Source organism: Amycolatopsis sp. NPDC039088, assembly GCF_055598845.1.
The window spans coordinates 137,752-164,315 of sequence record NZ_JBVKAE010000023.1; the positions used below are offsets into that span (position 1 = coordinate 137,752).

At 66.0% G+C, this 26,564-nt stretch carries 29 protein-coding genes, 1 tRNA gene and 1 pseudogene; 19 read left to right on the forward strand and 12 right to left on the reverse strand.

What is annotated here, in order from left to right; translation table 11 throughout:
- The first annotated feature begins 18 nt into the window (after positions 1–18).
- On the forward strand, positions 19–357 hold the full coding sequence (locus tag ACZ7KI_RS27545; protein WP_470275953.1) for an MmcQ/YjbR family DNA-binding protein: 339 nt from the start codon (positions 19–21) through the stop codon (positions 355–357).
- Here ACZ7KI_RS27545 and ACZ7KI_RS27550 read toward each other — a convergent pair.
- Positions 354–881, reverse strand: a complete 528-nt coding sequence (locus tag ACZ7KI_RS27550; RefSeq protein ID WP_470275954.1) for a GNAT family N-acetyltransferase — start codon at positions 879–881, stop codon at positions 354–356. The genes ACZ7KI_RS27545 and ACZ7KI_RS27550 overlap by 4 nt on opposite strands.
- A 152-nt stretch (positions 882–1,033) precedes the next feature.
- On the opposite strand from ACZ7KI_RS27550, the gene ACZ7KI_RS27555 reads away from it, so the two are divergent.
- The 3 genes from ACZ7KI_RS27555 to ACZ7KI_RS27565 all read left to right on the forward strand — a co-directional run bounded on the left by ACZ7KI_RS27555 (position 1,034) and on the right by ACZ7KI_RS27565 (position 2,594).
- A complete protein-coding gene (locus tag ACZ7KI_RS27555; RefSeq protein WP_470275955.1) occupies positions 1,034–1,435 on the forward strand; it encodes a DUF4279 domain-containing protein in 402 nt (133 codons plus the stop codon).
- Positions 1,432–1,866 carry a GNAT family N-acetyltransferase gene (locus tag ACZ7KI_RS27560; RefSeq protein WP_470275956.1) on the forward strand — a complete coding sequence of 145 codons (435 nt, stop codon included), beginning with the start codon at positions 1,432–1,434 and terminating at the stop codon, positions 1,864–1,866. The genes ACZ7KI_RS27555 and ACZ7KI_RS27560 overlap by 4 nt, the downstream gene beginning before the upstream one ends.
- A gap of 74 nt (positions 1,867–1,940) precedes the next feature.
- Positions 1,941–2,594: a hypothetical protein gene (locus tag ACZ7KI_RS27565; RefSeq protein WP_470275957.1), complete on the forward strand. Its 654-nt coding sequence runs from the start codon at positions 1,941–1,943 to the stop codon at positions 2,592–2,594.
- Positions 2,595–2,597: 3 nt separating this feature from the next.
- On the opposite strand, the gene ACZ7KI_RS27570 is transcribed toward ACZ7KI_RS27565, so the two are convergent.
- The gene (locus ACZ7KI_RS27570) at positions 2,598–3,086 is read right to left on the reverse strand and encodes a GNAT family N-acetyltransferase (RefSeq protein WP_470275958.1); all 489 of its coding nucleotides are present in this window, start codon (positions 3,084–3,086) and stop codon (positions 2,598–2,600) included.
- 14 nt (positions 3,087–3,100) lie between these two features.
- The gene (locus ACZ7KI_RS27575) at positions 3,101–3,625 is read right to left on the reverse strand and encodes a hypothetical protein (protein WP_470275959.1); all 525 of its coding nucleotides are present in this window, start codon (positions 3,623–3,625) and stop codon (positions 3,101–3,103) included.
- Between the two features lie 101 nt (positions 3,626–3,726).
- Here ACZ7KI_RS27575 and ACZ7KI_RS27580 point away from each other — a divergent pair, with 101 nt between their 5' ends.
- Positions 3,727–3,984 (forward strand): hypothetical protein, encoded by a 258-nt coding sequence (locus ACZ7KI_RS27580; RefSeq protein WP_470275960.1) that lies wholly within the window; start codon positions 3,727–3,729, stop codon positions 3,982–3,984.
- 990 nt (positions 3,985–4,974) lie between these two features.
- Here ACZ7KI_RS27580 and ACZ7KI_RS27585 read toward each other — a convergent pair.
- The 4 genes and pseudogenes from ACZ7KI_RS27585 to ACZ7KI_RS27600 form a co-directional block, all read right to left on the reverse strand.
- Positions 4,975–5,250 (reverse strand): DUF1883 domain-containing protein, encoded by a 276-nt coding sequence (locus ACZ7KI_RS27585; protein ID WP_470275961.1) that lies wholly within the window; start codon positions 5,248–5,250, stop codon positions 4,975–4,977.
- 118 nt (positions 5,251–5,368) lie between these two features.
- Positions 5,369–5,716, reverse strand: a pseudogene (locus ACZ7KI_RS27590) (hypothetical protein); the annotation flags it as partial.
- A 361-nt stretch (positions 5,717–6,077) separates the two neighbouring features.
- Complete coding sequence (locus ACZ7KI_RS27595; protein WP_470275962.1) at positions 6,078–6,740, reverse strand: YdcF family protein; 663 nt, start codon at positions 6,738–6,740, stop codon at positions 6,078–6,080.
- Between the two features lie 180 nt (positions 6,741–6,920).
- Positions 6,921–6,991, reverse strand: a tRNA-Gly gene (locus ACZ7KI_RS27600).
- Between the two features lie 111 nt (positions 6,992–7,102).
- Between ACZ7KI_RS27600 and ACZ7KI_RS27605 the strand changes: the two genes are divergently transcribed.
- Positions 7,103–8,308 carry an oxygenase MpaB family protein gene (locus tag ACZ7KI_RS27605; RefSeq protein WP_470275963.1) on the forward strand — a complete coding sequence of 402 codons (1,206 nt, stop codon included), beginning with the start codon at positions 7,103–7,105 and terminating at the stop codon, positions 8,306–8,308.
- 13 nt (positions 8,309–8,321) lie between these two features.
- Positions 8,322–8,903: a dCTP deaminase gene (gene dcd / locus ACZ7KI_RS27610; RefSeq protein WP_125679521.1), complete on the forward strand. Its 582-nt coding sequence runs from the start codon at positions 8,322–8,324 to the stop codon at positions 8,901–8,903.
- A gap of 4 nt (positions 8,904–8,907) precedes the next feature.
- Here the strand turns inward: dcd and ACZ7KI_RS27615 are convergent, their stop codons facing one another.
- The gene (locus ACZ7KI_RS27615; protein WP_470275964.1) at positions 8,908–10,098 is read right to left on the reverse strand and encodes an FAD-dependent oxidoreductase; all 1,191 of its coding nucleotides are present in this window, start codon (positions 10,096–10,098) and stop codon (positions 8,908–8,910) included.
- Positions 10,099–10,171: 73 nt separating this feature from the next.
- Between ACZ7KI_RS27615 and ACZ7KI_RS27620 the strand changes: the two genes are divergently transcribed.
- Together ACZ7KI_RS27620 and ACZ7KI_RS27625 are read left to right on the forward strand one after the other, a co-directional pair.
- The gene (locus ACZ7KI_RS27620; protein ID WP_470275965.1) at positions 10,172–10,654 is read left to right on the forward strand and encodes a MarR family winged helix-turn-helix transcriptional regulator; all 483 of its coding nucleotides are present in this window, start codon (positions 10,172–10,174) and stop codon (positions 10,652–10,654) included.
- A 121-nt stretch (positions 10,655–10,775) separates the two neighbouring features.
- A complete protein-coding gene (locus ACZ7KI_RS27625; RefSeq protein WP_470275986.1) occupies positions 10,776–11,471 on the forward strand; it encodes a CAP domain-containing protein in 696 nt (231 codons plus the stop codon).
- On the opposite strand, the gene ACZ7KI_RS27630 is transcribed toward ACZ7KI_RS27625, so the two are convergent.
- From ACZ7KI_RS27630 to ACZ7KI_RS27640, 3 genes are all read right to left on the reverse strand, one after another.
- On the reverse strand, positions 11,465–12,460 hold the full coding sequence (locus ACZ7KI_RS27630) for a cation diffusion facilitator family transporter (protein WP_470275966.1): 996 nt from the start codon (positions 12,458–12,460) through the stop codon (positions 11,465–11,467). The genes ACZ7KI_RS27625 and ACZ7KI_RS27630 overlap by 7 nt on opposite strands.
- A 30-nt stretch (positions 12,461–12,490) precedes the next feature.
- Entirely contained in the window at positions 12,491–12,991 is a 501-nt protein-coding gene (locus tag ACZ7KI_RS27635) for a DUF742 domain-containing protein (protein WP_061981795.1), read from the reverse strand.
- Between the two features lie 192 nt (positions 12,992–13,183).
- Positions 13,184–15,478 carry a (Fe-S)-binding protein gene (locus ACZ7KI_RS27640; RefSeq protein ID WP_470275967.1) on the reverse strand — a complete coding sequence of 765 codons (2,295 nt, stop codon included), beginning with the start codon at positions 15,476–15,478 and terminating at the stop codon, positions 13,184–13,186.
- Positions 15,479–15,647: 169 nt separating this feature from the next.
- Between ACZ7KI_RS27640 and ACZ7KI_RS27645 the strand changes: the two genes are divergently transcribed.
- Genes ACZ7KI_RS27645 through ACZ7KI_RS27655 form a run of 3 tightly spaced genes read left to right on the forward strand, consistent with a single transcriptional unit; the run spans position 15,648 to position 16,992 of the window.
- Complete coding sequence (locus tag ACZ7KI_RS27645) at positions 15,648–15,974, forward strand: DMT family transporter (protein ID WP_470275968.1); 327 nt, start codon at positions 15,648–15,650, stop codon at positions 15,972–15,974.
- Positions 15,975–16,535, forward strand: a complete 561-nt coding sequence (locus tag ACZ7KI_RS27650; protein ID WP_181775333.1) for a TetR/AcrR family transcriptional regulator — start codon at positions 15,975–15,977, stop codon at positions 16,533–16,535.
- Positions 16,536–16,557: 22 nt separating this feature from the next.
- The gene (locus ACZ7KI_RS27655) at positions 16,558–16,992 is read left to right on the forward strand and encodes a GNAT family N-acetyltransferase (protein WP_470275969.1); all 435 of its coding nucleotides are present in this window, start codon (positions 16,558–16,560) and stop codon (positions 16,990–16,992) included.
- A 620-nt stretch (positions 16,993–17,612) separates the two neighbouring features.
- On the opposite strand, the gene ACZ7KI_RS27660 is transcribed toward ACZ7KI_RS27655, so the two are convergent.
- Positions 17,613–18,152 carry a YbhB/YbcL family Raf kinase inhibitor-like protein gene (locus tag ACZ7KI_RS27660; protein ID WP_470275970.1) on the reverse strand — a complete coding sequence of 180 codons (540 nt, stop codon included), beginning with the start codon at positions 18,150–18,152 and terminating at the stop codon, positions 17,613–17,615.
- A 161-nt stretch (positions 18,153–18,313) separates the two neighbouring features.
- Between ACZ7KI_RS27660 and ACZ7KI_RS27665 the strand changes: the two genes are divergently transcribed.
- The 7 genes from ACZ7KI_RS27665 to ACZ7KI_RS27695 all read left to right on the forward strand — a co-directional run bounded on the left by ACZ7KI_RS27665 (position 18,314) and on the right by ACZ7KI_RS27695 (position 25,635).
- Positions 18,314–19,081: a DUF4097 family beta strand repeat-containing protein gene (locus tag ACZ7KI_RS27665; RefSeq protein WP_470275971.1), complete on the forward strand. Its 768-nt coding sequence runs from the start codon at positions 18,314–18,316 to the stop codon at positions 19,079–19,081.
- A 28-nt stretch (positions 19,082–19,109) separates the two neighbouring features.
- The gene (locus tag ACZ7KI_RS27670; protein ID WP_470275972.1) at positions 19,110–19,781 is read left to right on the forward strand and encodes a DUF4097 family beta strand repeat-containing protein; all 672 of its coding nucleotides are present in this window, start codon (positions 19,110–19,112) and stop codon (positions 19,779–19,781) included.
- A complete protein-coding gene (locus ACZ7KI_RS27675; protein WP_470275973.1) occupies positions 19,778–21,187 on the forward strand; it encodes an alpha/beta hydrolase in 1,410 nt (469 codons plus the stop codon). Before ACZ7KI_RS27670 ends, ACZ7KI_RS27675 begins: the two co-directional genes overlap by 4 nt.
- Before the next feature lie 166 nt (positions 21,188–21,353).
- Positions 21,354–23,231, forward strand: coding sequence for a molecular chaperone DnaK (gene dnaK, locus ACZ7KI_RS27680; RefSeq protein WP_465459832.1), 1,878 nt, complete (start codon positions 21,354–21,356; stop codon positions 23,229–23,231).
- On the forward strand, positions 23,228–23,995 hold the full coding sequence (gene grpE / locus ACZ7KI_RS27685; RefSeq protein WP_470275974.1) for a nucleotide exchange factor GrpE: 768 nt from the start codon (positions 23,228–23,230) through the stop codon (positions 23,993–23,995). Before dnaK ends, grpE begins: the two co-directional genes overlap by 4 nt.
- A gap of 33 nt (positions 23,996–24,028) precedes the next feature.
- Entirely contained in the window at positions 24,029–25,201 is a 1,173-nt protein-coding gene (gene dnaJ, locus ACZ7KI_RS27690) for a molecular chaperone DnaJ (RefSeq protein ID WP_470275975.1), read from the forward strand.
- A 5-nt stretch (positions 25,202–25,206) separates the two neighbouring features.
- Positions 25,207–25,635, forward strand: a complete 429-nt coding sequence (locus tag ACZ7KI_RS27695) for a heat shock protein transcriptional repressor HspR (RefSeq protein ID WP_470275987.1) — start codon at positions 25,207–25,209, stop codon at positions 25,633–25,635.
- Positions 25,636–26,564 lie beyond the last annotated feature (929 nt).

Here is a 26,564-nt window from a genome sequence, read left to right on the forward strand (position 1 = left end):
CAGGGCACAATGGCCGCCATGACGACCTGGGAAGAAGTCGTGGCACTGGCGGGCAGGCTGCCGGAGGTCGAGGAGTCCACGTCGTATCGCACGCCGTCGCTCAAGGTCGCGGGCAAGAACTTCGCCCGGCTCCGCACCGAGGCCGAGGGCGGGCTGATGCTGCTGTGCGAGCACGCGGAGAAGGAGGCCCTGCTGGCCACCGGTGATCCCGCGTACTTCACCACCCCGCATTACGACGGCTACGGCGCGATCCTCGTCGACCTGGAGAAGGTCGACAAAGCACAGTTGCGCGAGCTCATCGAGGAGGCCTGGCGGATGAAGGCACCCGCCAGGCTCACGAAAGGACTGGACGACTAGCGGAGTTCCCCTTCGAGCAGGCTCATCAGGTACTCGTCGTGCCACTGGCCGGTCGGGCCGCGGAATGCCTGCCGGTGCCTGCCGTCCACCTGGAACCCGAGTTTCTTGTAGACGTGGATCGCGGCCTCGTTGTCGACGACGACCCACAGCGCGATCATGTGCAGCCGCATCACGTCGAAGCCGTAGCGGCAGAGCGTGCGCATGGCGTCGGTGCCGTAGCCACCGCCCCAGTGGTCCTTCTCGCCGATATAGATGTCGAGTTCGGCGCGGCCCTGTTCCGGCGTGGCGTCACGCAGCCTGCAGGTGCCGATCAACGTGCCGACGGCGAGACTCTCGATGGCGAAGTCCATCGATTCGTAGCTGTTGGGCCTCCGTTTGGCGAACCGCTCGCGGATCTGGGCGAGCGATTCCGGATGGTCGGCGACAAGCCAGCGGTTGACTTCCGGATCGTTGTGCCAGCGCCACACCGTGTCGGCGTCTTCAGGTTCTAGCGGCCGCAAGCGGGTCAGTTCACCGGTCAGCATCGTCCCATCCCCAGATCGGTATCGGACTTTCCAGACTATTGGGCGACGCCTTCGAGTAGCCACCGTTTAACGCGTTGTCCCGAGAGGTGTTCGATAAGCGATTGATCACGTTTCACCTCGTCAGCTTGCCCGAAAGCTATGGTCCGGGGCGTATGAAGGTCCACCAGTACTGCTACTTCGCTTTGAAGAGCGAAACCGTGTCCGCCGTGGAGATCACGGCGCGGCTCGGCATGCAGCCGGACGAGGTCCTGGTACTGGGTTCACGGTCGGCCGAACACCGATTGCCGCGGATGCACGCCTGGAAGGTGACGCATCGGGGTTCGGGACCGGTCGACGACCAGATCGAGAGCGTGATCGGCAGGCTCGCCCCGGTCCGGCCGGGAATCCGGACGCTGGTGGACGAAGGCGCGAGCGCCGTACTGCAAGTCGTTCGCTACTTCCACCACCGCGACGGCGGCGAGGAGTTCGGCTGGCACCTCTCGCCGGCCGTGCTCGCGTTCCTCACCGAAGCCGCCGCCGCGCTGGACGTCGACGAATACGATCTCAGCGAATGATCCGACCGGCGACCGAAACCGACCTTCCCGGCCTGCTCGCGTTGTACGCGGAACTGCATCCGGAAGATCCGCCGCTGCCTGCCGAGCGGGGGCTCGCCATGTGGCGGCGAATCGCGGACCAGCCCGGCCGCACGATCCTGGTGGCCGAACACGACGGCATGATCGCCGGCACGGCCGACTGCTCGATCCTCGACAACCTCACCCGCGGCGGGCGCCCGTTCATGCTCGTCGAGAACGTGGTTGTCGCGGCTTCGCGGCGCAGAACCGGTGTCGCGACGCGGTTGTTCGAGGAAGTGAGCGCCCTCGCCGTGCGGGAAGACTGCTACAAGGTGCAGTTGATCTCCCGTTCCGACCGCGTCGACGCGCATGCCTTCTACCGGTCGTGCGGGTTCGAAACCGTGGCCGAGGGCTATCGCCGCTACTTCCGCTGAGCCGGTGCGCGACGGGAAGTCCGCAGATGGTGGGATGGTGCCTCAAAGCCGGACAACCCCGTTGGGAGCCCAGCATGTCGAGCGAGAACTGGCCGATGCGTCAGGATCCGGAGTCGCCGGTCATCATCTCCCGGTCGCTGGTGGAGGATCCGTCGAACCTCGCGTTCGTCGTGCTGGACGACGACGGTGACTGGTTCATCAGCGACGGCAACGAGTTCTCCGAAGACATGGAACTCAACCGGGACGCGTTCGGCTCGCTGCCCCTGCGCGAAGCGGTGGACCTCATCCCCGAAATCGCCGCACTCGCCGACCTCCCCACCGGCATGGCCGCCGACTGGGATCCGGAGCGGCGCGCGTGGCTGCTGAGTTCGGTCGCGGACTCCGATGACGATGACGAAGACCTCCTGGTACGCGCCGCCCGTCTGGCGGCGTGGACGCACCCGGGCTCGCCGCTGGAAGAAGTGCAGGTGAGCGCGGAACTCGCCGAGATCTCCACCGATCCCGCCACCCCGGCCCGCGCCGTGCGTCAGGTCGTCCGCGAGGCCGACGGCACCTGGCTGTTCGTCGGTTTCCAGGTGCCGGAGAACGAGGACTTCGAGGTCGAAGCCCTGGAGATGGAGCACGCCGTCACGTTGTATCCGGACGTCGCGCTGGTGCTGAGCGCCGCACCCGGCCAGGTGTACGACCGCGCCAGCGCAGACGCCCCGTGGGAACTCGTCGAAGGCTGACCCTCAGCCGAAGTCGCAGTACATGACGTGCAGCCCGATGCGTCCCAGCGTCGGGTGCTCGAACGCGCCCGGCACCGTCCCGACGATCTTGAACCCGAGCCGTTCGTAGACTCGGATCCCGGCGGCGTTGGATTCGACGACAGCGTTGAACTGCATCCCCGCGAAACCCTGTTCCCGGGCCCAATCGAGGACATGCGCGCACAACGCGCTGCCGACGCCCTTACCGCGAACGTCCTTGTCCACCATGAAACTGGCCGTCGACACATGCGACCCGGGCCCATCACGGTTCGGGCCCATCTTCGCCGTACCGAGCACCCGGCCGCCCTCGACCGCGACCACCGTCCGGCTCGGTGACGTCCCGATCCACGTGCCGCGCGCGGCTTCTTCGGTGAGAGTCGGGTCGTAGGTATAGGTGTCCGCCGCACGTACGACCTCGCGCACGATCGGCCACACCTGCCGCCAGTCGTCGTCCGTGAATTCGCGGATCTCCATGTCCCGCACCGTAGTCAATAAGTCGTCCGGCGGTTCTGGAGCCACCGCCAGGCGAAGCCGGAACCCAAGAGCAGCCCGGCGCCCGCCAAACCCGCGCCGATCCAGATCTCCGTCGCGCCGGATTCCCGCTCGACCCGCGTCCCCGGCGGCAATCCGGCCGCGATCTCGTCGATCCTGTTCTGGACCGCGCGGTGATCGAAGACGCTGAGCTCACCGTCCCTCGCCAACGTGGCCAGCCAGTTGCGAACGTTGTCGTTCTGATCACGGGAGAAACCGGGGAATTCGAGCGAAGCCGTCCGGAGCAATCCAGGACCCAAGCACTGCAGCGGCTTGCCGGTGGACGCGTCGAGATACTGCCCTTTCGCCCCGCATTCGTCACCCGGCTTGGCGAAAACGACCGTGTACGGCCCCGGGTCGCTGCCCGTGTTCAGGCCGATAGCGAGAAAGATCCCGCCGAACAGCAAGAGCGGAAGTACCAGCGCGCCCGCCAGCACGGTCAGTAAGGCAGCCGCTGTGCTGTCACCCGGAATTCTTGGCACGGTGCGGAACGTAACAGGGAGTGGTACAGATCCGGTCCATCGTCGATCACCGTCGATCTAACAGGTCGGTCTGCGGCGCTGGCCGCGACTAGAATGAGGGTATGACGGCTGGCGAAAATCCAGACCTGGGCGCTCCTCACGAAGAGGCTCTTCGCCTGCTCGATGCCGTCCGCGATGAGCGGGTGTCTGTCGCGGCGGCAGCGCTCGGGCAACTGACCGAGGTGCAGCCGGGCACTGAGCCGCCGCGTCGTCGTTTTCGCACTGTCGGTGTGTTCGATGGTGACCGCCAGCTCGGTCAGCGCGCCAAGGAGCTAGCCCGTCACGAACTCGGCGGAGGATCGAGCAAGTCGGCGCGATGATTACGAACGCCGCACGGAAATCCCGATTTGTTCGTGACGTGGTTGGTGGGCTTATGGACTGTCGAGTTCATGATGCTCGCCTGACATCGCACGGGCAGCAGACCTCGTGGAGAAGTACCCGATCTCCCGGTGGGTACTGCCGACGAAGCTCAGGCCGTCAGTTGCCTGCGAGAAACATCAGCAAAAGCGAAAGCCACAGGTCCTAAGTGGACATCTGCTGACCTGGGGCTTTCGCGTGAGAGCGGATGGCGGGAACTGAACCGGTGTTTTCAGCTTTGGAACCGGGGTGGTCATGCTGGAAAGTGGCCCTGACCTGCGGATGGGCCTGTCTCGTCGTGCCCGCCGTTGACCTTGGTTGACCGGCCTTATGGCACGCTAACGGCACGAACTACGGCGAACACTCGATGCCAAAGGTAACTGCGCGAGTAACGCTTCGGCGCACGCTGACGACTAGGGGGTGCCGTCGAAACCGGGCGCGCTCTACGCCGGCGGCCAATAGTGAGGTGGGTTGATCAGTGGCATATGTTCTTGCGTTGCTGGTAGGAGCAATTGCAGCGGTTTGGATCGCGATTAGGAACATTGTGGTCGATGGTGACCCTCGCGTGTTGTACAAAGTGCTTACAGTGGGCCTTGTGATTGCCTTCGTCGTCAATTGGCGGAGGTACCGTCGTTCTAAGCGCCCTTGACTGGGGCAGTTCTCATATCCCCTTCAGCGTGGCCAGTGCCCACCCAGATCTTCCCGTCGCCCCAATACGAAGCCCAGCACGCGGCCGTTGCCACCATCCAGTTTCGGGTTCGGCGGGCCGCCCACGACCGGCGGCCGGAGCGGAGCGGCAGGCCGTCCGTGTCGCATGGGGCGGGGCGCCGTGCGTGGTGACGTGCGCGCCGCCGGTGGCGGCGACTCGATCCCTATAGAGCCAAGTTCGGCAAGAAGTGCCGTCTTTGGCTGCCGGACTGTCAGACGCCGAATTACGGTTCGCGTGCAATTAATTAGATAATGCTAATAGCGACTTGGCTGTTCCCGGCGTTGCCGCCAAAGTCAACTACTCCGTACCAGTGTCCCGAGGTAGGGATCTTCAGAATGACCGGAGATCGGGTGGCCTGGCCGCCGTATGATTCGAACTGGCGGCCAGATTTATAGGCAGAGAAGTTTGTTGCCGTCATCAATCGTACATTTATTGCATTTCCTGTGATGGCGAATTTGATCCTGTCGCCTGTCGTGCGCATGCCAAGGTCTTTGTATAAGAACTCCATGAGAACCCTCATTTCTGGTAGGAGGTACTTGTTGTGCGGTCGTTCTATTGTGTGCTGTTATCAGTCTTCGGCTACGAAATTAGCAAGTAGTTCTTCATGCTCCGCGGCCATTGTGTTGTCTAGGCTTAGCTCAAGTCTTATTTCGAAGTTGACTCGACCCCCTCTCTCCAGGGTGCCGATTACTTGATCCGCTTGAACAATTGAATTGTTGACAAGCATTCGAATCTGTTCGATCGGGGTTTGCGCTCATCTTCGCCTGGAGTTTGACGGCCTTACGGAGATTCTCGTTCCCGTCGATTCCAATAGATCGTGCGCCTAGATATGAGATCATTCCATGTAGGCCCGGAATCCCTGTGTTGTCGAGGCGAATCGGCAGAATATAGGGAGATGATTCTTGAAGGGCTCTTTCTTGCACTGCCTGCCGTTCGTGATTTGGCCACTTCTTTGCTACGTAATGCTGTGATACAAATAGTATTGCGAAGCGGGCTCGCTTTTATAGACTGCCTGCAAGAAATCGACGAGGTTCTCGCCTCGCATCTCGGATGCGCTGTCTTCCTCGTAAAAGACCTTTATGTCAGACTTCTTTAATTCATCGACTACGCTCCGAACATAGTCACGGTCTTCACCTGAAAAAGATACTGCGACGTCGTACTCGTAATTTTCGGGTTCAGTCATCGCGCCTCCGCTGCCATGGGTCTTTGGTGGTCGCTTGCTAAAGTGATGGCGCTACGCGGGTTGTCAGAAAGTTATCCAACTGATGGTAGCGGCGATGTGTCGACGTTGTGAGGGCCGGACGCCGATATGTCGCGCTTTGAGGCTTGGACTTCACCGGTTGCGGGTCAGAGTAGCCGATTTGTATAGCCTGCCCGGACCAGATTTTCGTAGGCGGCTTGAACGCGTGCCGGGACTTCTTGCTCAATCGCGAAGCCCTGCTGGGCGTAGACGGTGATGCGTTGGGTGTCGCCGACCAGCATGTTGATGACGCGGTCCACGTCGCCGATGCTCTTGATGTACTCATCCAGCGGGAGTGGCCGCGAAGCGCAGATGACGTCGACCTCGGGCCAGAGCTTCTTGCAGGTCGCGTAGGCCCGTCGCTGTTGGTACGGCCGCGAGATGAGAACGACCGACCCGACCTCAAGGCCGCGAGACTCCAGCAGCTCCCGGGTAAGCGTGACGTTGTCACCGGTGTTCCGCGCCTCAGGCTCGACCAAGATGGCGTCATCGGGCACGCCCAGCTCAAGCGCGTGTTGGCGGTAGTGAACTGCCTCGCCGCGCGGAAACCGTTCGACGGTCGTCGGTGCGTTGGCGCCGGTGAAGACGATGAGCGGGAACATTCCGGCGTGGAACAGTTCCGCGGTGAAGGTCGCGACCCCGAGATCGTGACTGCCGAGCCCGATCCCGACCTCGGCGGGCCGGAGTTCGTGGTGCATGTCGTGGTAGTCCCAGAGCGTCTGGACGTCGGCGCGAAGATCGTCCGGCAGGTTGGTCGAGTGCTCGGGCATGTGGGTCTCCGGGTCGGTCAGGATCCTGGCTTGAGAGTCGGCCGTGCGAGCTTGTCGGCTGTCATCGAGAGGGCGCAACTTCACGCGGCGGCGTACATCAGCTGCTCGCGAGAAGTGTCAGCAAAAGCGAAAGCCCCAGGTCCACAGTGGACATCCACTGACCTGGGGCTTTCGCGTGAGAGCGGATGACGGGAATCGAACCCGCGTATTCAGCTTGGGAAGCTGATGTTCTACCATTGAACTACATCCGCAGTGCCCGGTCAGCATACATGGTCCGGATCTCCCCTTGCCAAGCCCCACCCCATCTTGACGTCGCCGCCGTCAAGTGACAACACTTGTTGTCTACGTCGGAGGTGAGCCGGATGGACGAGAGGCTGCCCGACCCCGAGCTGTTCCGCCAAGGCGGGTTCCGGGTCGCGTCGAGGTTGTTCATCGAAGGTGACATCAGGGGTGACGAGCGCCAGGTGGCCCGGCTTCGGAGGTTCGCGCAGCGGGAGGATCCGGCGGCCGACGTGCTGGTGCCATTGCTGCGAAAAGGCGCGCAAAGGCAGTTCGAACAGGCGCTGCGACAAGGTATCGACAGCGTCGAGGGTCCGCCGAAGGAGCTCGAAGCCTTCTTCCGCAACGTCGAGGCGACGCCGTACTGGGTCGACCCGGACAGGCTGGACCGCGGAGCGCGGGCGGTCACGCGTGCCGGGTTGCTCGGTCTCTTTCCGCTGGGCGACGTCTCGTTGATGGGCGGCTACCTCGCCTCGCGGGCCACGAAGTCGCTCGTCGGCACCGGTGAGATCGAGTACAAGGCGGCGCGGCGGCTCGTCGAGACGGCGACGTGGTGGATCGACGTGACCACGCCGGGCGCGCTCGTGCCCGGCGGGCGCGGGTACGAGTCCGCGTTGCGGGTGCGGATCGTGCACGCGCACGTCCGCGCGGCCATGAATCGCCGCGAGGACTGGGATTACGCCGCTTGGGACAAGCCGGTCAATCAGGTCCAGACCGCGGGCACACTCCTGCTCTTCTCCCTCGTCTACGTCTTCGGCACGCAACTGCTCGGGCTCCGCTACAGCGCCCGCGAGCGCGCCGACATCCTGCATCTTTGGCGTTACGTCGGCTGGCTGATGGGCGTCGACGAGGAGCTCCTGCCCGCGGGCGAGGACGACGCCTGGCGTCTGCTGTGGCTGCTCGCCACCACCGAGTTCATCCCCGACGACGACTCGAAGCGGCTCGCCAGGGCGCTCATGAAGTCCCATGCCGCGATCGGCGAGGGCCGGGGCGCGGTCGGCAAGGTCCTGTCGCACGTGTCGGTCGCGGCGCACGGGTCGATCAGCAGGCTGCTGCTGGGCAAGACCAACGCCGACTTCCTGGAGCTGCCCGACGATCCGATCGCGCAGGCGGCCGTGGTCGCGGTGGCGGGTGTCAACTTCGCCGCGGAGACCGTCCGGCGGCTGGTGCCGGGGGCGACGGCGCTTCAGGAGCGTCTCGGTGCCGCCGGCCGACGTCATTATCTCCGCCAGGTCACCAAGGTCTTCCGGCTCGACCCGACCTACGGCAGGCACATGAAGGCAGCTTGACTACGCTGATCGCGTGCTCCTCAGCGACCGTGACCTCCGTAAAGAGCTCGACGCCGGCCGTCTCGGCGTCGACCCGTTCGACCCGACGATGGTCCAGCCGTCGAGCATCGACGTGCGCCTCGACCGCTACTTCCGCGTGTTCGACAACAGCAAGTACACGCACATCGACCCGCAGCTCCAGCAGGACGAGCTGACGTCGCTGGTCGAGAAGGAGGGCGAAGACCCCTTCGTCCTCCACCCCGGCGAGTTCGTCCTCGGCTCCACCTATGAGACCGTCACGCTCGCCGACGACCTCGCCGGGCGTCTGGAGGGCAAGTCCTCCCTCGGCCGCCTCGGCCTGCTCACCCACTCCACGGCGGGTTTCATCGACCCGGGTTTCTCGGGCCACATCACCCTCGAACTGTCGAACGTGGCGAACCTGCCGATCACGCTCTGGCCGGGAATGAAGATCGGCCAGCTCTGCATCTTCCGCCTGTCCAGCGCGGCGGAGTTCCCGTACGGCTCGAACGAGGCGGGCTCGCGTTACCAGGGCCAGCGGGGGCCGACCCCGAGCCGCGCGTACAAGAACTTCCACCGCGTGGACACCTGGAGGTAGCGCTCTAACCCGCGGGCGCTTCCCATTCGATCCGGTGCTGCCACATGAAGGCGTTCGGATCCTCCTTCGGCGGGTTCTTGAACGCTCGCGTGATGAAGAAGTCCCGGATCACCCGTCCGACGGGCCCGACCGCTTTCGCGTCGCCGTTGCGCTTGCCGCGCTCGACGACGGCCTCCACGCGCTCGCGTCGTAGTCCTTCGTAGGCGGCGAGCGCCTTCGGGATCGAGGGCACGTCACGCAGGCATCGCGCCAGCGTGACGGCGTCCTCGATGGCCATCGCGGCACCCTGACCCGCCGCCGGTGAGGTCGCGTGGGCGGCGTCGCCGATGATCACCATCCGTTCCGTTCGCCAGGTCGGCACGCTCGGGAAGTCGTACGTCGCCCATGGCCGGTAGATCTCCCGCGTCGCGCGCACGATCTCGGCGGCGGGGGTGCGGTCCACCGCGAGTCGCCGGATCAGGTCCTCACGCCAGGCGTCGCCGGTCATTCCGGCGAGGTCGGACTGGGACGGCTCTTGCTTCCGGGGCACGTTCGCGAACCACCAGACGCCGCCATCCGGATGGACGACGTGCGCGAAGAACAGCCGCTTGCCGAAGGTCATGTGCATGACGCCGGGTTCGTCGTCGAGCCGCAGGCCCTCGGCCACTCCACCGGTGTTCAGCAGCGGAACGTAGCGCGGCGACGGGGCTTGCGGGTCGATGATCCGACGCGTCCGTGAGCGGAGCCCGTCCGCGCCGACCAGCAGGTCGCCCTCGGACGACGTGCCGTCCTCGAACGTCACACGTACGCCGTCGCCGGTCTCTCGCGCGTCAGCCAAACGTTTGCCGTAGTGGACCTCGATGCCGCGTCTGACGGCTTCGTCGCGTAGGCCGATGTACAGGTCGGAGCGCAGCACGGTTTGGCTCACGGTGCCGTCCTCCAGCGGTCCGCCCAGGGGGAGGTCCGCGATTTCGCGTCCGTTCCCCAAGTGCATCTTGATCCGCGGCGTGGCGAAGCCGAGGTCTTTGACCAGGTCTTTCAGGCCCAACGGTGCCAGTGCGTCGAGTCCGTTGACCGCGAGGGTCAGAAACGCGCCGACTCCTTCAGCGGTCCTCTCGTACGCCTCATGGATCACCGCTTCGTGGCCCGTTTCGTGCAGTGCGATCGCCGTGATCGTGCCCGCGATACCGCCGCCGGCGATCAGTACCTTCGCCATGTAGTTCACCCCATCGAATCTCTTAGAAACTAATTCGTTCTATCGAACTAAAGACTCCGCTAGGCTGAACGGCGTGTCAAGTGAGCGGGCGGAACTGGTCGAGCGGATCCTCAACGGCTCGCGGGCGCTGTCGACGGAGACGGTCATGTTCCATACGGCGATCGCCGAGCAGCGCGGGCTTTCGGCCGTCGAAAGCAAGGTGACCGACTATCTCGCCCGCCTCGGCCCGCAGACGCCGAAAGCGCTTGCGCGGCTCTCGGGGCTCGCGCCGGCGTCGATCACCGCGCTCATCGACAGGCTCGAGAGCAAGGGTGTCGTCGTGCGGAAGCCGCATCCCGACGATCGGCGCAAGGTGCTCATCGAGATCGACAGCGCGCGGATCGCCGACGTCGCCCCGTTGTGGGATCACCTGGTGAAGTCGGTCCGCGAGGCCTGCGAGAAGTACGCGGACGGTGAGCTCGAGGCGGTGCTCCGGTTCTTGGCCGACGCCGCGGCCATCACGAACGAGTCGACCAAAATGATCACTAAACAACAGAGCACTAAGCGCGACCGCTGACCGGTATTACTACTTTCGGGGGTATTGCCGTAACCAGTTCGTGATAGTTTTCGGCCCCGTGTCCCCCAATAGAACACGAAGCCGGTTACTTTTGGTCACGCTCAGCGTCTTGTTGGGCGGGGTGATCGCCAGCGCGAGTTACCTGATGGTGACCGATCGGTTCCAGGGCACTGCGCTGAGTAACCTGTCTTTGAGCGTGCCCGACACCAAGGGCAGACCCGGCGACGCCCTCGCGAAGCCTCCCGCCTACTTCGGTCAGACGTCCGCTCCGGCGCCGGCTGGAACCGCACCCGGTACGTCCGCTCCGACGTCCTCTTCGGAAGCCCCCACGTCTTCCTCCGCCGCCCCGCCCAGCTCTTCCTCGGCTCCGGCCGAGCCGCCCGCTCAGACTTCCGAGGCGCCGAAGCCGACCCCCAGCAAGGCGCCGGAGCCGCCTCGCTCGCAGGACAGCTCGCTCGCCGCCCAGGTCGTCGATCTCGTCAACGCAGAGCGTGCCGACGCGGGCTGTTCGCCGGTGAGCAACGAGTCGCATCTCGCCGCCGCGGCGCAGGGCCACAGCGACGACATGTCCGCCCGGAACTACTTCTCGCACAACACGCCGGAAGGCGTCACCTTCGACCAGCGCATCCGGGCCGCCGGCTACGACAAGCCCGGCGCCGAGAACATCGCCAAGGGCCAGTCGACGGCCGCGAAGGTGATGGACGCGTGGATGAACTCCGACGGCCACCGCGCGAACATCCTCAACTGCAAGCTGAAGAAGATCGGCGTCGGCGTGAACACCAAGGGCATGTACTGGACGCAGGACTTCGGCTACTGACCCTTGTCCCATCGTTCGGCGATCTCGCCGTAGCGGGCCAGTACCGCCGCGCGCAGCTCGGGATCCGTGCGCGGGACCGGTTCGATGAACACCTCGGTGACGTCGCCGAACTCCGTCGTCAGCTCGGCCGCCAGGCGGACACAGGCGCGTTCGAGATCGGCGGCGCCCAGTGCGTCGTCGAAGTCGACGCGGGCGCACACGAGGACCTGGTCGGTGCCCATGAGCATGGTCTGCAGGTCGACGACGGCCTCGATCTCGGGCGCGGCCACCAGGTGGTCCCGCAGGTTGCGCACCAGCCTCGGATCCGCCTGCCTGCCGATCAGCAGCCCGCGGTTGGTGCGCCCGAGCACGTAGGCGACGAGCGCCAGCAGGACACCGATCGCGATCGACGCCGCCCCGTCCCAGACGTGGGAGCCGGTGAGCTGGTGCAGGCCGATCCCGGCGAACGCGAGCAGCAGGCCGATCAGCGCGGCCGAGTCCTCGAACAGGACGGTCTTCGGCGCCGGGTCGTCGATCATCCGCAGGTAGACCGAGACCTTCTGGCTCGCTTCGGCGGCGTCGCGCCGCACCTGTCGCACGGCTTGGACCCACGAGATCGATTCGAGCACGAAGGCGATCGCGAGCACGATGTAGCCGACGATCGGGTCGGTCTGCTCGGTCTCCTCGCCGAACACCGTCGAGAAGCCTTCGTAGAGCGCGAACATCGCGCCGGAGGCGAAGATCGACACCGCCGCGAGCAACGACCAGAAGTACCGCTCCTTGCCGTAGCCGAACGGATGGACGCGGTCGGCGGGCCGGTCCGAGCGTTTCAGCGCGGTCAGCAGGAGGACTTCGGTGATCGTGTCGGCCACCGAGTGCGCGGCTTCCGAGAGCATCGCGCCGGAGCCGGTGATGATCCCGGCGATCAGTTTCAGCACCGCGATGGCGAGGTTGACCCCGCCAGCCAGCACTACGGTCAGGGTGCTTTCGCCACCGGGTTCTTCACTCACCTTGCGTAGCGTAGTGCGACCGAGCCGATCTCACAGACGACGCAGACCCTGGAGGACACGTTCCATCAAGGCGAGTGCCGGATGACCGTCGAATTCAGCCTGTGTTTCATGAACGGTGACCAAACCGAGTTCGGCCATATCACCCAGAAGGACCTTTGCGACGCCGAGTGGAACTCTTAGTGACGCGGCCACTTCGGCGACCGAAGTCGGCCGGTGGCAGAGCGATCGGACCGAATGGAATTCGATGCTGAACCCCGGCGCGTTCCATGGCGCGTCGTTACGGACGGAAATCATCGCTTCGATGGCGAAGTTCCGCTTGGACTGTGTGCGTCCGCCCGTGCGGACGTACGGGCGGACGCGCGTGCGTTGCCGCTGCTGCCGTGGGGGACGCCGGGCGGCCGGGATGCTCGGAATGGTGGCCTCTTGGTCCATCCGGGCGAGTGCGGCGCGAGACGGCTGACGAGGTGTCGACGAGCCCGGCATCGCGAGCCGATGTTCCTTGCCCGGACGGAGTTCGTGCCGGTTGCCCATTGATTTCCTCGCCCCATTTCTGTGCCGCCGAAAGGAACCTCGCGGACGACAACGGCAACGAGGAAACGCCAGCTTATCGTCGCCGTGTACCGCCGAACGGGTAAGGGAACGGAATGGTCTGGTCCAGATAAAACAGGAGAGGACATTCTCTCGCATTATGTGCGAGAGAATGCCCCCTCCGGTATGGACGTGCTACTTGTCTTCCTCGGGAAGTGGCGTACCGGTGGCCTTTTCGTCGGTGGGCACGTCGGCCTCACCGTCGAGTTCGGCATCCGAGACGCCGTCGAGCGACGGGGCCCCGGCCGGGACCAACTGCGGTTCCGGCTTCCGCTTGACCGCGGTCAGCAGCAGCTGGGCGACGTCGACGACCTCGACCTTCTCGCTCGCCAGACCGTCGCTCTGGCGCGCGGTGACGCCGTCGGTGAGCATCACGCGGCAGAACGGGCAGCCGGTCGCGATCTTCGACGGTGCGGTGCCGAGCGCCTCGTCCACGCGTTCGACGTTGATCCGCTTGCCGATCTTCTCTTCCATCCACATCCGCGCACCGCCGGCGCCACAGCACATCGAGCGGTCGCCGTGACGCGGCATCTCCCGCAACTGCGCGCCCGAAGCGCCGACGAGCTCACGCGGAGCGTCGTAGACCTTGTTGTGGCGGCCCAGGTAGCAGGGGTCGTGGTAGGTGACGTCCTCGGCGACCGGGGCCACCGGGGTCAGGTGCTTCTCCCGCACGAGACGGTTGAGCAGCTGCGTGTGGTGCACGACGTCGAACTGGCCGCCCAGTTCCGGGTACTCGTTCGCGAGCGTGTTGAAGCAGTGGGCGCAGGTGACGACCACCTTGCGCTCCTTGCGTTCGCGGCCCTCGAACACCGAGTTCAGGATCTCGACGTTCTGCTGCGCGAGCATCTGGAACAGGAACTCGTTACCCGCGCGGCGGGCCGGGTCACCCGTGCAGGACTCCTCGGAGCCGAGCACGGTGTACTTCACGTCCGCGATGTGCAGCAGTTCCGCGACGGCGCGCGTGGTCTTCTTCGCGCGGTCCTCGAACGCGCCGGCACAGCCGACCCAGAAGAGGTATTCGGTGTCGCCGAGGTCGCCGTCGAACACCGGCACCTCGAAGTCCAGGTCCTCGGTCCAGGCGAGCCGGTCCTTGGCGTTCTGGCCCCACGGGTTGCCCTTGTTCTCCAGGTTCTTGAACATCCCGTTGAGCTCGCTGGGGAACGAGGACTCGATCATCACCTGGTAGCGGCGCATGTCCACGATGTGGTCGACGTGCTCGATGTCCACCGGGCACTGCTCGACACAGGCGCCGCAGGAGGTGCAGGACCACAGCACCTCGGGGTCGATGACGCCGCCGTCGTCGCCGATGAGGGCCTTCTGGGACTCCGCGATGGCGAGGACGTCGATGCCCGCGTACATGTCGTCGCCCGACAAGCCGATCTCGTCACCGGCCATGTCGCGCTTGCCGCCCGCGAGCAGGTACGGCGCCTTCGCGTAGGCGTGGTCGCGAAGCTGGGTGATGAGCAGCTTCGGCGAAAGCGGCTTGCCGGTGTTCCACGCCGGGCACTGCGACTGGCAGCGGCCGCATTCGGTACAGGTCGAGAAGTCGAGCCAGCCCTTCCAGCTGAAGTCCTCGATCTTGCCGACGCCGAAGGTGTCCTCGTCCGGGTCCGCCTCTTCGAGGTCGAGCACCTTGCCGTTGCTCATCATCGGCTTGAGCGCGCCCAGCGCGACGCCGCCGTCGGCCTCGCGCTTGAAGTAGATGTTGAAGAAGGCGCTGAAGCGGTGCCAGGCGATGCCCATCGTCATCGTGCGCGCGATGACGAACAGCCAGATGGTGGCGCTCATCAGCTTGACGAACGCGAACACCGACACCAGGTTCGGGCTGGCTGGCAGCAGCTCGCCGATCGGGTGCGAGACGAACGCGGCCCAGACCGGGGTCTCGTGGACGTTCAGCGCGGACTTCGCGGCGCGGACGCCGATGATGCCGATGCCCTCGATGAGCACGACGGCTTCGATGAAGTACGCCCACTTGAAGTTGGAGCCCTGGAAACGGGACTGCCGGTCGGCGCGACGCGGGTGGTTCTTCTGGCGGATCCAGATCAGCACCAGGATGCCGACGATGGTGCCGACCCCGAGCAGCTCCATGAGCAGCTGGAAGACCGACCAGTCGTCGAGGATGGGCCAGCCCCACGTGGGGACGAACACTTCGCCGTACGCCTCGAACAGGGCGAGCGACCCGATCAGGAAGCCCCACATGACCAGCCAGTGCGCCGGTCCGACGCTTTTGACCTTGTTCATGCGGGTGTGCGCGGCGAATTCCTTGATCAGGGTCTTCATCCGCGGCATGAACGGGCCGTTGCGGGTCGAGTCCGGCTGACCGAGGCGGATCACCCGCACGAAGCGGGCGATGGTCGCGAAGAACATTCCCCAGGCGACGACGCCGAGCAGGACCGCGATCCCGCCGAGCGTCAGCTGTACAGCGCCCATCGTCGGGTGCCTTTCGTCCGAGTGAAGCCAGGTGGTGGGTGGACAGAGTGTGGTTCGGGCAGACTAATGCTTCTTACTGATGGGTAACCCACTGACCGCGCCCAAGTCCCACCGATGTGGTGTACACCTCTCTTTGTTTTAAGACGATCGTCCAGGTAGTTTTTGTGACATGGGTGCGTACTTCCTCCTCGCTTTGGCCATCGCCGCAGAGGTATCCGCGACGGTGTCGTTGAAACTCTCCGAAGGGTTCAGCAAGGTGGGCCCGTCGATCGTCGTGGTCGTCGGATACGCCATCGCGTTCGTGGCGCTCGCGTACGTTCTGAAGGCGGGCGTGCCGGTGAGCGTCGCCTACGCGATCTGGGCAGCGGCCGGTGTCGCGCTGGTGGCGGCCGTCGGCATGGTCTTCTTCAAGGAGCCGGTCAACCTCGCGGTGATCAGCGGGCTGGCACTGGTGATCGGCGGCGTCGTGTTGATCGAGGCAGGGAGCGCGCACTAAGTGAAGATCCAGGTCGACGGCCGGAAGGCGCGGGGCGAGAAGCGGCGCGAGGAGATCATCGCGGCCGCACTGCGGGTGATCGAGCGGGACGGCGTCGCCGGGGTCACGCATCGGACGGTCGCCACCGAGGCGGGCGTGCCGACCGCTTCGACGACGTATCACTTCTCCAGCCTCGACGACCTGCTGATCGCGACCCTCATCTCGTGCGCGAGGGATATGGCGACCGAGGTCTACTGGATGATCGACAGGGCCCGTTCGCGCGGCAGCCGCGGTGCGGAAGAGGTCGCCGGACTGCTCGCGCAGGCGTTGGGCCCACGTCGAGGGCGGACGATGGCGGAGTACGAGCTGTACCTGCTCGCGGCGCGGAAACCCGAGCTGCGGCCCGCCGCACGGCGCTGGCTGGACGTGCTGACCTCGATGGTCCGCCACGACGACGAGGTCGCGTTCCGGGTCTTCCTCGCCGGTATCGACGGGCTGCTGATCCAGGGCCTCATCGACGACGAGCCGCCGTCCGCGGAGGAGCTCCGGCCGGTGGTGGATTACCTGCTGAAACCCCGTTGACCAGCCCGGTAATTTTCGGATCATGCGGACTGTCGGTGCTTACGAACTGGACGACGACCCGGCGCGGGTGGACCTCGAAGTGGTGTGGAAGTTCCTTTCCACCAGCGCTTACTGGGGCAAGTGGCGCGACCGGGAGATGATCGAGAAGGTCGTCAGGAACGCGTGGCGCGTCGTGGGCGCGTACGAGACTTCGACCGGCCGCATGGTCGGCTTCGCGAGGGCGTTCTCGGACACCGTCGGGAGCGCGTACCTCGCGGACGTCTTCGTCGTCGAGGACGCGCGCGGCGCCGGGCTCGGCAAGGAGCTGGTGCGGGAGATGATCGACAACGGCCCGGGCGCGGAGTTCCGGTGGATGCTGCACACCGCGGACGCGCACGAGCTGTACCGCCCGTTCGGCTTCGGGGATCCGGCGGACGGCCAGTACATGGAGCGGGCACGGCCCGGCGGACGGGTCTAGCGCTCGATGTTGGTGAAGGCCTGGCCGCGTGTCGTGTCGTCCATCCAGTCACGCGTGCCATCCGTCGGATCACGCGTGTCATCCGGTCGATCACGTGAAATCGGCGGTACAGGTGGTCGTGAGTGGCGATTCGGTCTAGAACGAACCCTCTCTCAGGTACCTACTCGTGGCCTGCGGGCTTGCTCGGAAGGTGTGAGGGTCGAGTTTCCTCGGCTGAGCCGAGGGAAGGGGTCCTTCGCGCGCCGCTGTTGTGACTGGTGGTGCCGCTGGGGTTTGTGATGGGGTTTCGGGTCCGTGAAGGACTCCTTGAGGGACTCTGGGTCCCTCAAGGAGTCCCTCACGGACCCAGCGCTACCCAGCTCACCCGCCGTAGGTAACCAAAACACCGTTGGCCAGAACCCTCATTAACACTCACGACCCCCTCGTGTATCCGCGCAAAAGCAGCCAAAACGGGCGTTACGGTCGCGCGAAGTGTCCCTTATGGACAGTCAGGAGCGGGAGGATCCTGACCGGGGAAGATTCCGGACGTTGCACGTCCGGAATCTTCCCCGCCGGGGCCTGCCAGAGGCCAGAGGCCAGCGTCGCCCTATCCCGACTTTGCCGGGACACGGGCAGCCGACTCAGCCCTTGTTCTCGTGAAGGGCCGTCAGGGTCGCCCGAGCGATCGCGTGGCTGAAGAGGTTGAAGCCCAGGAAAGCGGGCGTAGCGTCTTCGCCGACTTCCAGCTTCTCGACGTCGACAGCGTGCACCGCGAAGATGTACCGGTGCGGACCGTGCCCGGGCGGCGGGGCGGCCCCGAGGAACTGCTTCACGCCGCCGTCCCCCTTCAGGGTGACAGCGCCCTTCGGCAGGCCGGACCCGGCCTCGTCGCCCGCGTTCGCCGCCAGCGCGGTCACCGACGCGGGAATGTTGAACACCGCCCAGTGCCAGAACCCGCTCGCCGTCGGGGCGTCCGGGTCGTAGCAGGTCACGGCGAAGCTCTTGGTCTCCGCGGGGAAGCCCTCCCAGGACAGCTGCGGGGAGCGGTCTTCACCGCCCGCCCCGAAGATCCCGGACAGCTGCGGCGTCGGCAGGAAGCCGCCTTCCTCGATGTCGGTGCTGCTCAAGGTGAAGGCAGGCAGATCGGGCAGGAAGTCGTACGGATCGGGTGCCTGCGGCATGCGTCCTCCTGGTCGTGGAACAGATGACCAAGCCAGGTTATGACCCCGAGAACCCCGGTGCGGGATCAGGGACGAATCCGGGGGTTACCCCTATGTCCATCCCGCCGCGTGGCCCTTAGCGTCGAGGCACACGAAAACCTGCTCTGGAGGGACTCAAGACCATGGCGCGCCCACTCCTCGCAATCGGAGGCATCGCCTTGATCGGCGTCGGTGTCCTCACCGGCCTCGGCTGGTGGTGGCCGTCCGACGCGGAGGCGACCGCCGAGCTGACCCAGCCGATCAAGAGCGTCCGGGTCGACAACGACGAAGGCGCCGTCAAGATCCGCACGGGCAACGGGCCGGCGAAGGTGCACCAGGAGTTCTCGTACCGCTGGAACAAGCCGGGCGACGCCTTCCGTATGGAGGGCGACACTCTCGTCCTCGCCGGCTGCGGCACCAGCTGCGAGGTCCGCTACGACGTCATCGTCCCCGCGGGGATCCCGGTCACCGGACGGGTGGACTCCGGCGCGGTGGAGATCGCCGGGGTGTCCACCGTGGACATAACGGTCGATTCCGGCCACGTCGAGGTGAGCGACGTCGCGGGCCCGGTGAAGGTCAAGGCCGACTCCGGACGAGTCGAGCTGAAGAACCTCGGGCAGGACGTCGACGTCCACGCGAGTTCGGGTTCCATCAAGGGCGAGCGGCTCGGCGGGACCGTGAAGGCGCAAGCCGACAGCGGGCGCATCGAACTCGAACTGGTCAAAGCCGCGGACGTCACGGCGCGGAGTGACAGCGGTTCGATCGAGGTCACCGTGCCCTCCGGCGACTACAACGTCAGCGGCACCACCGACAGCGGCAGCCGCGACATCGGCGTGAACCAGTCCGGTTCGGCCACGCACAAGCTCGATCTCACTACCGACAGCGGAAGCGTCAAGGTCAACGCGGCCTGACGGACTTTATCGGGGGAAACACTTTCTCATGGGGAACACGGAGAAGCGCGTCCTCGGCGCGCTCGCACTCGGCGCGCTGACGGCCTTCGGGATCGTCGGCTGCACAAGCGAAAACCGCGAGACGCTGAGCGACGGCACACCCGTCACCGAGCAGATCACGGCGATCCGGGTCGACGTCCCGGTCGGCGGCGTCACGCTCCGGGTCGAGGACGGCGCACCGGTCTCGCTGCGCCGCGAAGTGACCTACACCGGACGTCATCCCGGCAAGACGCACAGTGTCGAAAACGGCACGCTGGTACTCGGTGGCTGCAGCCAGTGCGGCGTGGACTACGACGTCGTGGTCCCGCGTGAGCTGGCGATCTCCGGTGGTATCGGCACCGGCAAGATCACGCTCACCCGCGCCGCCTCGGTCGACCTCCACGGTGACGTCGGGGATCTCAAGGTCCAGAGCTCTTCCGGTCCGGTGAAACTGCGCACCGGCACCGGCGACATCGAGGTCGGTCTCGCCAAACCGGGCGCGGTCACCGCGAACGCCGAGGTCGGCAAGATCACCGTCACCGTCCCGGACGGCGCGTACCAGGTCCGCGCCGAGTCGGAGGTCGGCGGCGTCGAGACCGGCGGCGTGCGGCAGGACCAGGCTTCGCCGAACGTCCTGGACCTCAGGTCGGGTACCGGCAAGGTCACGGTGAAGCCCGTATGAAGACGCTTGCCGCGCTCACGGCGCTGACCCTGCTGCCGCTTTCCGCACTGCCCGCGTCCGCCGCACCCGGGATCGACTGGAAACCTTGCGCGACCGAGTACTCGCCGACGCTGGAATGCGCGAGCCTTCCGGTGAGCGGTGGCGCGTTCTCGATCGCGTTGGCGAAACTGCCCGCGACCGAGCCCGCGCGCCGGGTCGGTTCACTGCTGACGAACCCCGGCGGACCTGGCGGTTCCGGGGTCACCGTGCTCAAGTACGGCGGCCTTGGTTTCGCGCTGGACAAACCGGAAATGGCCGAGGCACGGCGGCGGTTCGACATCATCGGCTTCGATCCACGCGGTGTCGGGGCGAGCAAGCCCGCGATCACCTGCGGCCCGACGCTGCACGACCCCGCGATCAGCCGGTTCCCGAAGAGCCGTGCCGACTACGAAAAGCTCATCGCGCACAACCGCGTTTCCGGTGCCGAGTGTCTCAAGAGGACCGGCCCGGCACTATCCCAAGTGGACACCTGGCGCGCCGCCGACGACATCGAGTCGATCCGGATCGCCCTCGGTGAGCCGAAGGTGAACTGGCTCGGTGTCTCCTATGGTTCCGAACTCGGCGCCGCCTACGCGGAGAAGTACCCGAAGCGGATCCGGGCGATGGTGCTCGACGGGGCCGTCGACCACTCCCGGCCGACGCGGCAGGCGGTCCTCGACGAGGCAATCGCGACCGAGGGCGCGCTCAACGACTTCGCGAAGTGGTGCACGACATCGGACGAGTGCGCGCTCCGCGGCAAGGACGTCATCGCGACCTACGACGCCCTCATGCGCACACCCGGCGGTGTCCCGTCGAAGCAACTCGGCCGGAACGTGACCGCCGAAGAGCTGGCGGCCGCCGTCTACGGGGCGATCATCCTGCCGATGTTCTGGCCCGACTTGGCGAAGGCGGTCGAAGCCGCGAGGGCGGGGAACGCGGACGGGCTGCTGCCCTACGCGCAGCTGGACCCGTCGTACGGCGCGTACCGCGCGATCGGCTGTCACGACTTCGGCTCGCCCTTCACCTCCTACGCCGACATGAAGGCGATGCAGGGGCTGGTGAAGGCCCTCGCGCCGCACAGCTGGCGCTACTCCGAGTTCTGGGACATGGCGAGCGGCTGCGCGGGCTGGCCGGTGGCTTCCGCGTACCTGCCGCGGCCACAGCACGTGCGGGGCGCGGCGCCGATCCTCGTGGTCGGCGGCGAACACGATCCGGCGACGCCGCTGGCGTGGGCGAGGGGGCTCGCGCGGAACATCGAGAACTCGACGTTGCTGGTCGACGCCGGATACGGGCACACGGGGCTGCTCAACTCGGCCTGCGTGCGTGCCGAAGAGGTGAAATACCTGGTGAGCGGGGTCACACCAGCTCCGGGCACGGTCTGCCGGTAAGCCGGGAACAAGACACCCTGGTCGCTCGTTGAGCCGGGTACAAAGGTTGAGTGCAGTCGGCTCAAGTCCGGCTTGACGGAAACCGCACCATCCCGATAGAACTTGCGTAGCGCCCACTCAAGGTGGGGGTGAACGTGCAGGTCACGAATAGCAGGAGGAACACACCATGGCGCGAGCGGTCGGCATCGACCTCGGCACGACCAACTCGGTCGTCGCTGTCCTTGAGGGCGGCGAGCCGACGGTCATCGCCAACTCCGAAGGTTCACGCACCACCCCGTCCATCGTCGCCTTCGCCAAGAACGGCGAAGTGCTGACCGGCCAGCCGGCGAAGAACCAGGCCGTGACGAACGTCGACCGGACCATCCGGTCGGTCAAGCGGCACATCGGTACCGACTGGAAGACCGAGATCGACGGCAAGGCCTACACCTCGCAGGAGATCAGCGCCCGCGTGCTGATGAAGCTCAAGCGTGACGCCGAGGCGTATCTGGGCGAGACCATCACCGACGCGGTCATCACCGTCCCCGCCTACTTCGAGGACGCGCAGCGGCAGGCCACCAAGGAGGCCGGGCAGATCGCCGGCCTGAACGTGCTTCGCATCGTCAACGAGCCCACCGCGGCGGCGCTGGCGTACGGCCTGGACAAGGGCGAGAAGGAACAGACCATCCTGGTCTTCGACCTCGGTGGCGGTACGTTCGACGTCTCGCTGCTGGAGATCGGCGAGGGTGTCGTCGAGGTCCGCGCCACCTCCGGTGACAACCACCTCGGTGGTGACGACTGGGACGAGCGCATCGTCACCTGGCTGGTCGACAAGTTCAAGTCGTCCAACGGCATCGACCTGACCAAGGACAAGATGGCGCTGCAGCGCATCCGCGAGGCGGCGGAGAAGGCGAAGATCGAGCTGTCCAGCTCGAACTCCGCCAGCATCAACCTGCCGTACATCACCGTGGACGCGGACAAGAACCCGCTGTTCCTCGACGAGCAGCTCTCCCGCGCCGAGTTCCAGAAGATCACCTCGGACCTGCTCGAGCGCACCCGCAAGCCGTTCAACAACGTCATCCGTGACGCGGGTGTCGCGGTCGGCGACATCGACCACGTCGTGCTCGTCGGTGGTTCCACCCGCATGCCCGCCGTGTCGGACCTGGTCAAGGAGCTGACCGGTGGCCGCGAGCCGAACAAGGGCGTCAACCCGGACGAGGTCGTCGCCGTCGGCGCCGCGCTGCAGGCCGGTGTGCTCAAGGGTGAGGTCAAGGACGTCCTGCTGCTCGACGTGACCCCGCTTTCGCTGGGTATCGAGACCAAGGGCGGCGTGTTCACCAAGCTCATCGAGCGCAACACCACGATCCCGACCAAGCGTTCGGAGATCTTCTCCACCGCGGACGACAACCAGCCGTCGGTGCAGATCCAGGTGTTCCAGGGTGAGCGCGAGATCGCGGCGCACAACAAGAAGCTCGGCATGTTCGAGCTGACCGGCCTGCCGCCCGCCCCCCGTGGCGTGCCGCAGATCGAGGTCACCTTCGACATCGACGCCAACGGCATCGTGCACGTCCTCGCGAAGGACCTCGGCACGAACAAGGAGCAGTCGATGACGATCACCGGTGGCTCCGCGCTGCCGAAGGACGACATCGAGCGCATGGTCAAGGACGCCGAGGCGCACGCCGAGGAGGACAAGCAGCGCCGCGAGGAGGCGGAGACCCGCAACCAGGCGGAGACCCTCGTCTACCAGACGGAGAAGTTCGTCAAGGACAACGAGGACAAGCTGCCCGACGACCTCAAGAGCAAGGTGAAGACCGCGATCGACGAGGCCAACGAGGCGCTCAAGGGCACCGACTCGGCGAAGATCCGTGAGTCCATCGAGAAGCTGAACACCGCTTCGCAGGAGCTGGGCACCGCGCTGTACGCCAACGCGGCCGGCAACGCCGCCGACGGTGCGGCCGCGGGCGAAGGCGCCACCGGGGCCGCCGGTGCCGGTGCGGGTTCGCAGGCCAAGGCCGACGACGTCGTCGACGCCGAGATCGTCGAAGAGGACGAGAAGGACAAGAAGTGACGGAACGCTACGACGAAACCGAGGGCCGGGGCCCGGACGAACCGGTGGTCGTGCGAGACCGTCGCCGGGTCGATCCGCTGACCGGTGAGATCCGCCAGGCCGCCCCGGCCGCCGACCCGCAGGATGGCCCGAAGCACGCGGCCCCCACCGAGGAGCCCGTGGAACCTCCGCCGTCGCCCGCGACCCACGCGGGCCCCGGCCTCGGGGACTCCATTGTGGACGATTCGGTGTCGGTGGCCACCGGTCTGGAGAAGGAGCTGGCGGAACGCACCGCGGACCTCCAGCGTCTCCAGGCGGAGTACGCCAACTACCGCAAGCGGGTCGACCGTGACCGCGAGCAGGTCGTGGCGGGCGCGAAGGCGTCGGTCGTCGGTGACCTGCTCCCGCTGCTCGACGACCTCGAGCGCGCGGAGCAGCACGGCGATCTGACGGGTGCCTTCAAGGCGGTCGGCGAGAAGCTGGTCGCCAGCCTGCAGCGCTCAGGGCTCGAGCCGTTCGGCGCCGAGGGCGAAGCCTTCGACCCGAGCGTGCACGAGGCCGTCCAGCACAGCACGTCCCCGGACGTCGCGGGCCCGACGGTCACCACGGTCATGCGCCGCGGTTACCGCTTCGGCGAGCGCGTGCTGCGCGCGGCGCTGGTCGGGGTCACCGATCACGAACCCGGTGCGGCCCCCGCACCGGAGGCGCAGGCCACCCCGGTGGATCCGCCCGTCGGCGGCGAGCTGCCGCTCGACGGCGAGCTCTTCGATGAAAACAACCGCTGATCGGCGAAACGGCGTGAAAGGAGGAGACGTTCGGTGAGTGCACGGGAATGGATCGGTAAGGACTTCTACCGTGAGCTGGGCGTCTCCTCCGACGCCACCCCGGACGAGATCAAGAAGGCCTATCGCAAGCTGGCCAAGGAGAACCACCCCGACGCCAACGCGGGCAACGCGGAGGCGGAGAAGAAGTTCAAGGCGGTCTCCGAGGCCTACGGCGTGCTTTCCGATACGTCCAAGCGCAAGGAGTACGACGAGGCCCGGCGTCTCTTCGGCTCCGGCGGTCCCGGCGGCTTCGGTTTCCCTGGCGGCGGCGGTGGCGCAGGCGGTTTCGACGTCGGCGACATCTTCGGCCAGGCGGGCCAGCAGCAGGGCGGCTTCGGCGGGCTCGGCGACATCCTCGGCGGTCTCTTCGGCCGCCGCGGTGCCGCCGGTGCCACGGCGAACCGGCCGCAGCGCGGTTCGGACGTGGAGACCGATGTCCGGATCGACTTCACCGAGGCGGTCAAGGGCGCGACCCTGCCGCTCCGGTTGTCGAGCCCGGCGACCTGTTCCACCTGCGGCGGGAACGGCGCGAAACCGGGGACCTCCCCGAGGACGTGTTCGACCTGCCAGGGCAGCGGGCTGGTCAGCCGGAGCCAGGGCGCGTTCGCGTTCTCCGAGCCGTGCCGTGACTGCCGTGGCCGCGGCACGATCATCGACGACCCCTGTCCGGAATGCGCGGGCGAGGGCGTCAGCACCCGCACCCGCACGCTGACCGTGCGGATCCCGCCCGGCGTCGCCGATGACCAGCGGATCCGGCTCGCCGGTCAGGGAGAACCGGGCAAGGGCGGCGCGCAGCCGGGCGACCTGTACGTCCGCGTGCACGTCGCACCGCATCCGGTGTTCGGGCGACAGAACCTCGACCTGACGATCACCGTGCCGGTGTCCTTCGCGGAACTGGCCCTCGGCGGCACGATCACCGTGCCGACCCTCGAGGGCAAGGTCTCGCTGAAGGTGCCGCAGGGTACGGCGAGTGGCCGCGTGCTTCGCGTGCGCGGCAAGGGAATCGCGAAACGGGACGGTGCGCAGGGCGATCTGCTGGTCACCCTGCAGGCGGCCATTCCGTCCAAATTGGACGACAAGGCCCGTGAGGCACTGGAGGCCTACGCGGAAGCCATGGCCGACCACGATCCGCGACCGGAGATCACCGAACTTCTCGAAGGCAGGTGAGCATGATGTTCGGCGGGCTGCCGCACGGTGCGGACGAAGACACGCCGGTGTTCGTCATCTCGGTGGCGGCGCAGCTTTCCGGTATGCACGCGCAGACCCTCCGGTCCTACGACCGGCAGGGTCTCGTGTCCCCGGGCCGGACCTCCGGCGGCGGACGCCGTTATTCCATGCGGGACATCGCGTTGCTGCGCGAAGTGCAGCGACTGTCCCAAGAGGACGGTGTCAATCTCGCCGGCATCAAGCGGATCATCGAGCTGGAGAACCAGGTCGACGCGTTGCGGAGCCGGATCGCCGAACTGACCGAGGAACTCACGGCCGCGTACGTCGCCGCCGAGCAGACGGCCGCGGCCGTGCACGCCTCCTACCGCAAGGACCTCGTGCCCATGCGGCAGCAGACCGCCTTGGTGATCTGGAAGCCCAAAAAACGCGTTTAGTCCTCTAAATGCCCATGACCGCGGTCACGCGGCGGAAGGCGTTCTGGCATTTAGAGGACTAAATGCGGAGGTTACCCAAAGGTGGCGTGTCCGTGAAGGCTTCCTTCCCTGCCTTGAGAGTCAGGGCCCCGGCAAAGTCGCATAACTGCTGGTCGGCTCCATCGCTATAGCGGGAGAAGGCGAACGTGTCGTGGGGCCCCGCGCCGCGGTGTGATGCCCCCAATGTGGCATTGGGGACATGTCCGGCTCTCGAAGTCTTCGCCGAGGTGCCGCGAAAGCCACTTTCGAGACATGTGGTGTCCCGAAAGTGGCTTTCGCGACATGATCGGCAGCAGCGGCTTCGGGAGAACGCGCAGTTGGGGCTGTCGGTCACGACAACTTTGCCTACCTCTCAATAGCCCTGATTATCACTCGCGACCCCCTGCGAAACCGAACATAGCGGCATCAATCGGGCACTCAATCGCCCGGCGATGTCCCTTGTGGACACTGAAGCCCGCCGGTGTTCAGATCAGGCCCGCCCTGCCTCGACTTTGCCGGGACCCTGACCTTGAAAGGCATTCCGGCATTTAGTGAGGGGTAAGGCAAACATGGCGTGATCGCCTCGCTGACGTCAAGGTCCCCTTCCCTACCCTGAAGGCCAGGGTCCCGGCGAAGTCGCATAAGTGCTGGTCGGCTGCACCTCTATAGCGGGACAAGACGAACGCGTCGTGGTGGACACGGCGGGAGCGGGTTCACGCAAGGGGCCTCCCCCGGGTCCGGACTGTCCATAAGGGACACTTTTCGAGACAAATGTGCCCGATTTGGGCGAGTTGCGGGGTTTGGTGAGGGGGTCGGGGGGGGGGGGGTTTTTTTTTTTTCCCCCCCCCCCCCCCCCCACCCAAGCAAAAGAGGGGGTTTCTTGTTAGTGGATGGGGAAGGGGTTGGTACAA